The organism is Ruegeria sp. BHSA118 (assembly GCF_059613405.1).
On record NZ_JBXWSM010000024.1, the window covers coordinates 42122 to 54498 of the forward strand.

Annotated in this window: 10 protein-coding genes; 8 read left to right on the forward strand and 2 right to left on the reverse strand. The window is 55.4% G+C overall.

Going from position 1 to position 12377, the window contains the following annotated elements; all coding sequences use genetic code 11:
* Nucleotides 1–3 precede the first annotated feature (3 nt).
* The 8 genes from AC2FNN_RS09650 to AC2FNN_RS09685 all read left to right on the forward strand — a co-directional run bounded on the left by AC2FNN_RS09650 (nucleotide 4) and on the right by AC2FNN_RS09685 (nucleotide 10571).
* Complete coding sequence (locus AC2FNN_RS09650) at nucleotides 4–1980, forward strand: CocE/NonD family hydrolase (RefSeq protein ID WP_496758191.1); 1977 nt, start codon at nucleotides 4–6, stop codon at nucleotides 1978–1980.
* Nucleotides 1981–2001: 21 nt separating this feature from the next.
* A complete protein-coding gene (locus AC2FNN_RS09655) occupies nucleotides 2002–3567 on the forward strand; it encodes an ABC transporter substrate-binding protein (protein ID WP_496758192.1) in 1566 nt (521 codons plus the stop codon).
* Between the two features lie 86 nt (nucleotides 3568–3653).
* A complete protein-coding gene (locus AC2FNN_RS09660) occupies nucleotides 3654–4592 on the forward strand; it encodes an ABC transporter permease (RefSeq protein WP_496758193.1) in 939 nt (312 codons plus the stop codon).
* Between the two features lie 10 nt (nucleotides 4593–4602).
* On the forward strand, nucleotides 4603–5460 hold the full coding sequence (locus tag AC2FNN_RS09665; RefSeq protein WP_496758195.1) for an ABC transporter permease: 858 nt from the start codon (nucleotides 4603–4605) through the stop codon (nucleotides 5458–5460).
* Nucleotides 5457–6437 (forward strand): ABC transporter ATP-binding protein, encoded by a 981-nt coding sequence (locus AC2FNN_RS09670; protein WP_496758196.1) that lies wholly within the window; start codon nucleotides 5457–5459, stop codon nucleotides 6435–6437. Before AC2FNN_RS09665 ends, AC2FNN_RS09670 begins: the two co-directional genes overlap by 4 nt.
* Nucleotides 6434–7357, forward strand: a complete 924-nt coding sequence (locus AC2FNN_RS09675; protein WP_496758198.1) for an oligopeptide/dipeptide ABC transporter ATP-binding protein — start codon at nucleotides 6434–6436, stop codon at nucleotides 7355–7357. Before AC2FNN_RS09670 ends, AC2FNN_RS09675 begins: the two co-directional genes overlap by 4 nt.
* A gap of 11 nt (nucleotides 7358–7368) precedes the next feature.
* Nucleotides 7369–9015 carry an amidohydrolase gene (locus AC2FNN_RS09680; RefSeq protein WP_496758199.1) on the forward strand — a complete coding sequence of 549 codons (1647 nt, stop codon included), beginning with the start codon at nucleotides 7369–7371 and terminating at the stop codon, nucleotides 9013–9015.
* Complete coding sequence (locus AC2FNN_RS09685; protein ID WP_496758200.1) at nucleotides 9012–10571, forward strand: M81 family metallopeptidase; 1560 nt, start codon at nucleotides 9012–9014, stop codon at nucleotides 10569–10571. The genes AC2FNN_RS09680 and AC2FNN_RS09685 overlap by 4 nt, the downstream gene beginning before the upstream one ends.
* Before the next feature lie 564 nt (nucleotides 10572–11135).
* On the opposite strand, the gene AC2FNN_RS09690 is transcribed toward AC2FNN_RS09685, so the two are convergent.
* Entirely contained in the window at nucleotides 11136–11891 is a 756-nt protein-coding gene (locus AC2FNN_RS09690; RefSeq protein ID WP_496758201.1) for an ABC transporter ATP-binding protein, read from the reverse strand.
* Nucleotide 11892: 1 nt separating this feature from the next.
* Nucleotides 11893–12377, reverse strand: a 485-nt coding sequence (locus AC2FNN_RS09695; protein ID WP_496758202.1) for an ATP-binding cassette domain-containing protein, incomplete at its 5' end; no start/stop codon positions are given.

A 12377-nucleotide genomic window follows, 5' to 3' on the forward strand; every position in this document is an offset into this window, starting at 1 on the left:
CAGATGCCAATTGAAACAATCGAAAACACATGGATCACACTCTCCGATGGGCGGAGGCTAGCTGCGCGACTCTGGTTACCTGAGACAGGGCCTGCGCCCGCCATTCTGGAGTACCTGCCTTACCGCAAACGCGACGGCACCGCGCCGAGAGATGAAACAACGCACAGAGTGTTTGCTGAGGCGGAGTATGCCTGCGTCCGGGTCGACATAGCCGGGACCGGAGACAGCGATGGGCAATTCGATGATGAGTATTCTGAGCAGGAATTGCGTGATGGCGAGGAAGTCATAGCCTGGATCGCCGCGCAGGATTGGTGTGACGGCCATGTCGGGATGATTGGAATATCGTGGGGCGGATTTAATGGTTTGCAACTGGCCTTTCGCCGACCACCAGCTTTGAAGGCCGTGGTTAGCGTTGCTTCGACCGTCGATCGCTATGCAGATGACATCCATTTTATGGGCGGGTGTCTGCTGAGTGACAACGTGAACTGGGGTAGTCAGATGTTTGCATATCTGACGCGCCCCGCCGATCCGGACCTACGTGCAGATTGGCGAGAGGATTGGCTGGCACGCCTGAAAATTGTCCCGTTCTCTGCCGCAGATTGGTTGCGTCACCAAACCCGTGACTCCTATTGGAGGCATGGCTCTGTTTGCGAGGATTGGTCTGCCATTCAGGTTCCTGTTTTGGCGATCACAGGCTGGGCAGACGCTTATGTGAATGCTCCACCGGCTTTGGCTGCAAACCTGAGGACACCAAGCAAGGCCGTCATCGGACCATGGGAACATCGGTATCCTCATATTTCGAAACTTGATCCTGCGGATTTCCATTCCGAAGCCATCGGTTGGTTTGATCGCTGGTTGAAAGGGCAGGAAAACGGCGCCGAAGATTTGCCCGCGTATCGGACCTATATGCAGGAACACTTTAACCCGACGCCGCAAAATGGCCCTCGGCAAGGTCGTTGGATTGCGGAAGCTAGCTGGCCGTCGCCGCACGTACAGGAACAGATTTGGTATTTGGCACCCGGCGGATTTTCCCAAAGCCCAGGCCCAGGCTCCCTAGCTATCGTGTCGCCTTGCCATGTTGGCATGCAAAGCGGGTATTTCTGTGCTGGCATGCGGATTGACAACGAGCTTCCCGGAGATCAGTCCAGCGATGACGCCTTGTCGCTCTGTTTTGACAGCGCACCATTGCAAGTGCCGCTGGAGTTGCTGGGGCGCGCTAAACTGAAGTTTCAGTTTTCGGTGGATCAGCCTGTCGCCCAGCTTGTTGCTCGATTGTGCGATGTGTCGCCGGACGGTGTTTCGCAACGCATCAGCTATCGGTCGCTGAACCTCTGCCATTACCAGAGTCACGAAACGCCTGAAATCTTGCAGCCGGGGGAGGTATACGAGGCTGAGATTGCCCTGAATGAATGTGCGCATCGCTTGCGTTTGGGGCATGTGTTGCGGCTGGCCGTGTCGACATCCTACTGGCCGATCATCTGGCCGACGCCGAATTCCGCTGAGGTGACATTACACTTGCAGAATTGCACCCTGCATTTACCTGTGCGCGAAGTTACGCACGAAATACAAGCCTCTGAACCTGGTCCGGCGCAGGATTTTCCAGTTCTTGCCGCCGAGCTCTTGCGTTCGACTGCGGCGCAATCCGAGCATTCTATGACTGAAGACGGCCGGATGGTGCTGGAGACCTTTGATGACTACGGTAAAACGCGGGATCCCTACCACGATCTGATTGTCGGCAGCGATGTGCGAATGCACTACGGTATCCATCCCGATGATCCGGCGACTGCACGTTTCGAGACAGCCTGGAATTTTACCTTTGAGCGGGCGGACTGGCAGGTCGCTATCTCGACCGAATGCCGCATGAGTTGCGACACGCAGAATTTCTATCTCTACCGCAAACTACGCGCCACCGAAGGCGCCGATGAAACCGAAGTTCTGACGAAGGAATGGTCCGAAACCGTTCCACGTGGACTTCTCTGACTTAATCCAAGGGAGGAAACCATGAAGATCGAATGGACAAAGGCCAATGTTGGTCGCAGGAAGTTTTTGAAAGGCGCAACCGCGCTTGGGGCCGCCACGGCACTGCCGATGGGTTGGGCGAACCGCGCCTTTGCCGCTGATGACGGCGTATTGCGCGTACGCGCCTATGGCGATGCCCAAAACATGGATCCGGCGCATTCCGTTGGGGTCGTGGAAGAAGAGGTTCATGCCTCGATCTACAACAAACTGATCCAGTACAAGCCGGGCGAGGAATGGGGCTGGCAGTTGGATGCTGCAACGATGATCGAACAGGCTGATCCGACCCATATCAAGTTCGCGTTGCGTGACGACATCGGATTCACCAACGGGTTTGGCGCCATGACTGCCGAGGACGTCAAATTCAGCATGGAACGGATCGTGGATGACGCGACCGATAGTCCGAACAAGCCCGATCTGGGTCCCTTCAGCCATGTTGATGTGACCGGTGAACGCGAAGGGACGATCGTACTGAGCAAACCCTTCGCACCGATCTGGTCGATTGCGCTGCCTTACATTACTGGAAACATCGTCTCAAAGGCAGCGGTCGAAGCCGCCGGTGGCCGGATCGGCGCGGATCCGGTGGCCGAGTCCGGCCCCTACCTCCGGGACAGTTGGTCACCCAAGGAAAAGACGGTTCTCAAGCGCAATCCCGATTGGAAAGGAGATGCCCCAACCTGGGACACCGTCGAGATTTATCCGATTGATGACGAAAACACAGCCGAGATTGCGTTCGAGGCGGGCGAGTTGGATGTAACTCGTGTGTCTCTAGGCTCGGTCGAGCGTTATCGCACCGGGGTTCCCAATGGAGGATCATTGGTTGAGAAGCCCTCACTCTACTACGTCTGGATGGGAATGAACGTCGAGCATCCGAAGCTAAAAAATCAGAAGCTACGACAGGCGATTCAACACGCGGTGGATGTACCCAGCATTCTGGAGGCCGCATATTTTGGTGCTGCTGAACCATCGACCGGCATCATCGCACCGGGGCTTGCCGGGCATCGTCCGTCTTCGCTGGTGCCACCCGCCGCGAATTTCGAAAAGGCGGCGCAGCTGCTCGCAGAATCCGGTGAAACCAACGTCACGCTGACCTTGGACACGCTGAACAAGACGACATTCACAACAACTGCACAGATCATTCAGGCGACGCTGGCACAGATCGGGATCACGGTTGAAGTGAATGTTCTGGAATCCGGTGCGTTCTGGGCATCTGGCGACAATGAGAACCTGCAGCTTGTTCTGAACCGCTATTCGATGACGCCGGACCCGTATTATGCGACGTCGTGGTTCACGCCCGAACAGATCGGAAAATGGAACTGGGAACGCTTCAACAGCCCTGAATTCAATGAAATTCATGAAACCGCGGCCGCAGAAACGGATATCGCAAAACGAGCAGAAATGTATCAGCGCGCGCAGGATCTGATGGAAGAAAGCGGCGCCTATCGCTTTATCACGCACGAGGCGACACCGGTCATTCATAGCGCGCGGGTCATTCCGGCCCTGCGGCCAGATGGCCTGTCCCTGCTTCGCTATTTCGGCAAGGCGACCTGACCTCCCCAGGTGGACCAGGGACGGCGGGCGCATGATGCTCGCCGTGCCAAATCGAACGCCAACAAGTCATAAGGAGCCAGTTGGCCATGCTGAATTTCGCAACCCGTCGCTTCGGGCTGTCGCTGCTCATCCTGTTCGTGGCGGTCACCGTCATGTTCCTGATGATCCGCGCCGTGCCAGGCGATCCGGTCCAGATCATGCTGGGCCCGCGCGCCACGCCCGAACTTCAGGCCCAACTAACCGCGGCCCTAGGGCTTGATCAGCCGATCTGGAAACAGCTTTTGATCTTTTACGGGAACCTTCTGCAGGGTGATCTTGGTACCGATGTCTTTTCCGGCCGATCTGTGACCGAGATCGTGTTCCAGCAATTGCCCTACACACTGGAGCTGATTTTTGCGTCGATCCTTTGGTCCGCAAGCCTGGGCATTGCCCTTGGCGCTTATGCGGCGGCGCACCCCAACACGTTGATCGACCGGATCGCCGCTGCGGTATCTGTCAGCTTTGTCGCCGCTCCGGCCTTTGTCGTTGCGCTTCTGGCGCTTCTGGTTTTTGCCGTGCATCTCCAATGGTTTCCTGCCATTGGCGCAGGCGAAGGGTTTTGGGACCGTCTAGATCATCTTGTCCTACCGGCCTTTGCGATCGGCCTCAGCTGGGTCGGCTATATTGCCCGTCTGGTTCGCGCCTCGATGCTTGAGGTGATGGGCGAAAGTCACGTACGCACGGCCCGCGCCTTTGGCATCGCTGAACGCCGCGTGGTGATGGTTTACGCGTTGCGTATTGCCATTGTGCCCGTGGTCACTGTGATCGGTGTGGGTATGGGCTTTCTGCTCAGCTCTGCCGTGTTTGCCGAAATTGTCTTTGCCCGCCCGGGGTTGGGTAAGCTGGTCATCGACAGTATCACTACGCGCAATTACCCGATTGTGATGGGTTCTGTCCTCATATCAACGGCTCTGTTCGTGGTGTCGACCGCGTTGGCCGATCTGATCAACGCGCTGCTCGATCCCCGTGCGCGCACGGCGCATTGAGGAGGGAATGATGGAAAAGTCTCGTTCCGAACTGGGCCAGATCATCATCGGCGTCGCCCGCGACCCGCTTGGCCTAATGGGCTTGATCATCGTCGGCATCATCGTGTTCTGCGCAGTATTCGCGGCTTGGATCGTGCCCTACGACCCGATTGCCATGGATATTAAATCGCGCATGCAGGGACCATCCGCTGCACACCTTCTGGGGACCGACCAACTGGGGCGCGATACGTTTTCGCGGGTGATTGCAGGGGGTCAGGTTGCGCTCAAGGTGGCATTGCCGGCCGTATTTGGCGCAATGGCGATTGGCCTGACGTTGGGCATGATTGCTGGATATGGGCCGAAATGGCTCGACAATCTTCTGATGCTGTTTTTCGATACCATTCGATCCTTTCCGACCGTGATGTTCGCACTGGCCGTTGTTGCTCTGGTTGGGCCAAGCCTTCAAACGGTGGTGTTCGTGGTCATGGCGACCTCGATCCCGACCTATGGGCGCGTTGCGCGGACCCAGACGCTGACGCTGCGCAATTCCGAGTTCATTCTGGCCGAACGGTCGATGGGGGCCAGCATGGCACGCATTCTGGGCGTGCATATGCTGCCCAATATCATCGGCGTGCTGGCTGTGCTGGCAGCCATGGATATCCCCACCGTTATCGCCCTTGAGGCAGGCCTGTCCTTTCTGGGTCTTGGCGTGAAACCTCCGACCCCCAGCTGGGGTGCGTTGCTCAAGGACGGCTATTCCCTGATCCGCCAAACACCTTGGCTGGTTGTGGGCGGGGGCCTGCCGATCATTCTGGCAACACTTGGGTTCACGTTCCTGGGTGAAAGCTTGCGCGACGTGGTTGATCCAAAACTGAGGAAACAGCGATGACCGATACACTTCTGGAAATCGACCACCTCAGCGTCGATTACGAAACTGGACGCGGCGACCTCAAGGCCCTGAGGGATATCACATTCGACGTCAACAAAGGTGAAATCGTTGGCATTGTTGGGGAATCCGGTTGTGGCAAATCCACCCTGATCTCATCCATCCTACGGCTGACCGCGCCCAATACGCGGTTCCGCGATGGAGAGATCAGGTTCAAAGGGCAGGATCTGTTGCAGGCCTCGGAACGGCATATGCGCGACCTGCGTGGGGCGGATATTTCGATTGTCTTTCAGGATCCGATGCAAACCCATAATCCGGTTCTGACCATCGGGCAGCAGATGCTGGACATTCAGCACCGCTCCAAACAGTCAAAGGCGGACAAGCTGGCGCATGCGGCCAAAATGCTGAGCGCTGTTGGCATTCCCGATCCTGAAGCGCGCCTAAAGCAGTACCCGCATGAATTCTCGGGCGGGATGCGCCAACGGATCGCTATCGCAATGGCATTGATGTCCGAGCCTGACCTTTTGATCGCGGATGAGCCGACTACGGCACTGGATGCAACGCTTGAGGTACAGATCATCGAGCGCCTGCAAGAGCTGCAGCGCGAGTTTCACTGTGCCATCCTGTTCATCTCGCACCATCTGGGCGTGATTGCGGAACTTTGCGACCGGGTGGTGGTGATGTATGCCGGTGCGGTTGTCGAAAGCGGGGACGTGCGTGAAATTTTCCACAATCCCAAACATCCCTACACCCGCCGCCTGATCGAATGCGATCCCGGTCACATCAAGGATCGCGCCCGCGTTTTGCCCACCATTCCCGGTGAAGTACCCGATCTGGCCAACCTGCCGGGGGGCTGCATTTTCCGGGATCGGTGCAATCAAGCCGTTGAGCGCTGTGCCACCGAAGTGCCGCCGCTGGATCAGTTGAAAGAAGGCCATCACGCCGCGTGCTGGCTGAACCACGAGGAGGTCACTACATGAGCTTGCTGAACGTCGTGGATCTTAAAACCAGCTATGGCCCGGTCAATGTATTGGCGGGCGTCAGCTTTACCGTGCAACCCGGCGAAACCTACGCGCTGGTCGGTGAAAGCGGCTCTGGCAAAACCACGGTCATTCGCGCCATTGCCGGTCTTGCGCCTGCGCAAGACGGTTCGGTCACTTTTGAGGGTCAGGAAATTCGGGGCACCCCGGAAAGTGTCATGCGTCCATTGCGCAAAGACATGGCAATGATGTTTCAGGATCCGGTCGGAAGCCTTTCGCCCCGCCTGACGATCCGCAGCCTGATCACCGAACCCTATCGCATTCAAGGCATGAAAGACCGCGATCTGGATGCCGAGGCCAAGCGCCTGTTGGAAATGGTGAATCTGCCGACACATTTTGCTGATCGTTATCCATATCAGCTATCTGGCGGCCAGGCACGGCGTGTGGGTGTAGCTCGCGCGTTGGCGTTGGAACCCAAGCTGATCCTCGCGGATGAACCAACTGCTGGTCTTGATGTATCGGTACAGGGTGAGTTGCTGAATCTGCTCAACGATCTGCGTGAAAGGCTGGGCTTGGCGATGGTTATAATCACTCATAACCTCAGCGTCGTGCGTCACGTGGCCGACAGAATGGGCATCATGTATCTTGGTCGTTTGGTCGAAGAAGGCACAACCGAGAAGATTTTCAATGACCCGCGTCACCCCTACACACGCTGCCTTCTGAGTGCCAACCCAGAGCCCGACCCGGATGCGCGATTGGAACGGATTGCCCTCAAAGGGGAACCCCCCAGCTTGCTCAAGCGCCCTTCCGGGTGTGAGTTCCGCGAACGCTGTCCTTTTGCCAAGGACATCTGCACCCAGACCCCGGAATGGGAAGTGGACGACGGCCACGGGCTGCGATGTCTGGCACCACTGTCTTAGTAGGAAATTCAATGCCAAGCACACTCTATTTCAACGGCACAATCCTGACGATGGATGCGCAGAACTCTTCACCAGAGGCTGTTCTGACCGAAGGAAGCAGAATTCAGGCAGTGGGTGCCGAGGCTGATCTGCGCGCACGCATGGCCGCGGATTCTCAGGAGTACGATCTTCAGGGTCGTACTCTGATGCCCGCTTTCATCGACCCACACGGGCATTTTCCGGATCCGGGGTTTATCCGGCTGTTCCGTGTTGACCTGTCGTCGCCCCCTTTAGGGGACTGCAGGCAAATGGCACAGGCGCTGGACAGGCTTCGGGAGAAGGCCAAATTAACACCCGAAGGCGAATGGGTCATGGGTGTGTCGTTTGACAATACATCTATTCTGGAAGGCCGAATGCCGACCCGGGCCGAACTAGACGATGTATCACAACATCATCCAATCTGGGTTATTCATGCATCGGGTCACAATGGCGTAGCCAATTCTCTTGCGCTTGAGAAACGCGGGGTAAATCGCCAAACACCTAACCCGGAAGGTGGTCGCTTTGGCCGTGATCCCAACACCGGAGCCCTGACCGGATTGATAGAAGGGTTATCGGCCATGGGAGAAATGGGCGATACTGACTTCCTGATTGACCGCGAAAGGTTCTGGCAAGGCTTTGACGCCTGTCGTGACGAATATCTCGCCCATGGGGTGACTTATGCCCAAAATGCCTGGGCGTCGCAAACCATGTTGGATCACTTTGCCAGCCTTTCTGTCGATCAGGATCCGGGAATTGGCATAGAACTCTTACCTGTCGGAAGTCTGGAGCCTGAGTTGTCTGCCAACTGGATCGGCACGAACTGGCCGGGAAACCCGCATTTCACTCTGGGTCCACGCAAACTGTTCACTGATGGGGCATTTCAGTTGCAGACCGCCTATCTGTCTGTCCCGTATTTCAAACCGACCAATCCGGATCACCCTTGTGGGATGGTGTATACCTCGCAAGAACAGTTGAATGCCGACGTCAGCAAGCTTCATAGCCAAGGTTTCCAGATTCATTGCCACTGCAATGGTGATGCCGGCGCAGAGATGTTCATAGATGCCGTGGAAAAGGCACTTATAGTGCACCCACGCCAAGATCATCGTCACACAATTATCCACGGCCAGGCCCTGCGGGACGACCAGTTAGAGCGTATGGCTCAGCTTGGACTTACTGTCAGCTTCTTTCCCGCTCATGTGTTTTTTTGGGGGGATCGCCACTACGACACGTTCTTGGGGCCTGAGCGGGCTGAGCGGATATCGCCAGCGGCGTCAGCCGAACGGTATGGCGTGCGATATACGATCCACAACGATGCTTCGGTCACTCCGACACGTCCGATTCACCTGGCCCATTGTGCGGTAAATCGAAAATCCGTTTCTGGCCGTGTGCTCGGCGAGGATCAGAAGATCAGCGTTCTATCGGCTCTACGTGCCCAGACTATCGATGCCGCATGGCAGGTATTCAAGGAGGACCAACGCGGATCTATCGAACCGGGAAAATTTGCTGACTTCGTTATCCTGTCGCGTAATCCCTTGCACGATCCGCACCGCCTGTCAGATACGCAGGTGCTCGAAACCATCCGCTACGGGCAAAGTGTTTTTGCTGCACCGCGTACTAGTCAAGAAATCGAACACATATGATGACGACCAAGCGAATTGCGATCGCGGGGTTTCAGCACGAAACCAATTGTTTTGGTGTGACGCAAGCCGGTCTGCACGAATTTGAAATGGCGGATTCCTGGCCCGGTATGTTGCATGGAACGCAGGTGGTTTCGGAAACAACTGGCATGAACCTTCCGATCGCAGGTTTTGCCAAGACCGCAGTAGCAGCAGGGCTTGAAGTCGCGCCAATCCTGTGGTGCGCCGCCGAGCCGTCCGCACAAGTGACCGACCATGCTTTTGAAACGATTTGCGGGATGCTGTTGGACGGGCTCAGAGATGCGGGCCACATTGACGGCGTTTATCTTGACCTCCATGGGGCAATGGTCACTGAAAGCTTTGCTGATGGTGAAGGAGAGATATTACGTCGTGTACGAGAAATCGTGGGCTCCAATACTCCGGTGGTCGCAAGTTTGGACCTGCACGCCAACATTTCTGCTGAAATGGTTGATTACGCCGACTATTTGTCGATTTTTAGAACCTATCCTCATTTGGACATGGCGGAAACGGGTGCACGTTGCGTTCCGGTTCTGCAGCGCTTGTTAGAAGGCGAAAAGCTGAACAAGTCATTCTTACCGGTGCCTTATCTCATCCCCCTGCATGCGCAACATACTGGTTCTGTACCGTTCAACGAAATCTATCAATTGCCGGCAAGATTTGAACAGCAGGGGGTCCTGGCCGAAATTGCTCTTGGTTTCACAGCGGCGGACTTCCCCGACACCGGCCCGTCTTGCGTTGTCTACGCATCCAAAGCCGAGATAGCCGCAGCTGCCGCCGAAGAAATCGTGAACTTGTTTTTGTCGCGCGAAGCTGATCTCGATTGCTCGATGTTGTCTCTGGAGGAAGCCGTTTTCACATGTCGTCAAAGGCGGAAGAAACCTGTTGTCCTCGCGGACGTTCAGGACAACGCTGGTGCCGGGGGAACGTCGGATACTACAGGGTTGCTCGCAGCACTGATTGAGGGCGGGGTAAAGAATGTGCTGATGGGTTTGTTTCATGATCCCGAGAGTGCACATCAGGCCCACGCAGCAGGACAAGGCGCGCGGGTCCATCTGGCAATCGGCGCAAAGTCCGATCTAGCGGGCCACATACCGGTCACGGCAGAGTTTGAAGTTTTGGCTGTGGGTGATGGCTTCTGCCGCTATACCGGAGAAATGTATGGCGGCGGTGTCGCAACGCTGGGCAAGACGGCGGCACTGCGTTTAGTTGGGTGCGTGGCGAAAATTGACCTTGTCGTCACAAGCACACGCAACCAATGCCTGGATCGTGCACATTTTACTCATATCGGCCTTAACCCTGAGAGTTATTCAGTGATTTGCGTTAAGAGCACTACGCACTTTCGAGCAGACTTCGAACCGATTGCAGGAGATATATTTCCGGTCTCTTCGCCAGGTGCTTTTCTCTGCGACCTGGAAAAACTCCCTTACAACTGTATAACCAGAAGGTTGCCCTACACTGGCGGCGCTTCATTTAGCCAACACAAAGATATAGGCCCATTGAATTCTGAACATTCCATTCTGAAAGCGTTGCTTCCTTAGTTTTCGAACACACCCGCTTGGCGCCAAATGTTTGAGTGCCAAATTCGTTCCCCTTTTTGCTAGCCAGTCATAGAGAACAACCTCGCGGTCTGGAGGGTTCTGTTCGGTCACTTGATTGCGAAATAACTATGTAACAGAGGGCAGTGGCCCAGGACGTATTCCCTTGAGTGAGCAAACATTAACGCAAGCTCAGTTTGTCAGCGACACATAAATTTGATCCTTGTAATTCACTACGAACATCTTGAATGACCGTTCTATACGCCGCGTGGCGGCGCCAATAATGACGCAGCCGCAGCTATTTTCACGCTGCGAATGCGTGCAGCGACAAACCAGAAGGAACAGGTTGGGCTCAGCCTGCAACGTAAGCGCCTGTAATGAGGTATTCGCCCAGCGGTTTATTGTACGATTCTCATTCCGTAAAATTCCCTGATTGAACACGCTGCCTCAGCCCAATAAAAGCTTACTTTTGAGTACTGTCTGAAATGGCGACGTTAATATCTAGAAGATATGATGCTACCCGAAGTGAAAATGCGAACGGTAATTAGCACGTTGAACGAATAACTGCTACTGATGCGGGGCACCCGACGCACTTAGCAATTGCTTAGAATACTCGTGATTGGGTTTCCCCAAACGCAGAGTTTCCGAAGATAAAACCTCAACAATCTCACCATTTCTCATAACCGCCAATTGTTCACACATATGCGCGATCACTGGAAGATCATGAGATACCATTAGATATGTAAGTCCTCGCTGCGAGCGCAGGTCAGTCAGTAGATTAAGTACTTCGGCCTGAACGCTGACATCCAATGCTGACGTGGGTTCGTCCAAAAGCAAGATGTCCGGCTCACCTGCCAAGGCCCGCGCGATAGCCACGCGTTGACGTTGGCCACCAGAGAGCTGGTGTGGGTACCGGAACCGAAACCGTTGTCCAAGCCCAACATCGTTCAGCAGGTCGGTTACACGTTTATCGATGTTGTCCAATCCATGCAGGTGAATTGTTTCGCTGAGAACCTGATCGACAGTGTGACGCGGGTGAAGCGAAGCATATGGATCCTGGAAAACCATTTGCACGGTTCGAAAGAAACCGCGATCTCGCTTTGCTCCATAAAGTGGTTCTCCCTCGACCCGAATGGTGCCAGACCATTGGGGTGCAAGACCCGTTATCGCACGCAGAATTGTTGACTTACCAGACCCGCTCTCTCCGACCAGACCGAAACTTTCGCCTTGTATGACATTCAGGCCGGCGGACTTTACGGCATCCACGCGATCATGAGCGTGACCGAACCAAACATTCAGGTCCTTGATTTCCAGTGCGGTCATTTCAACCCCTCACACTCGGCGCGTCAGACCAGGAAGGGTCACGGGTCAAAACACTCAGGTGGATGCGTTTGTCATCCAGCCGAGGAAGCGAATTCAGCAAGCCTTGAGTGTACGGGTGCTGAGCCTGATGCAACTTATCCGCTTCACACACTTCAACAATCCGACCCGAATACATGATGAGGACACGATCGCAAAACTCGGAAACAAGATTCAAGTCATGGCTGATGAAAATTAGGCCCATTCCCCGTTCCTTCACTAGCCCGTCCATTATGTCTAGCACCTGCCGCTGAACGCTGACATCCAGCGCCGAAGTCGGTTCATCCGCAATCAGAATGTTGGGGTTCGGGATTAGCATCATAGCAATCATGATGCGCTGACCCATGCCGCCTGACACCTCATGTGGGTAGGCCCGCATTACCCGTTCGGGGTCACGGATCGAGACATCCTCCAACATTTCGATCGCCATCTTTTTGGCGCGCGCTTTAG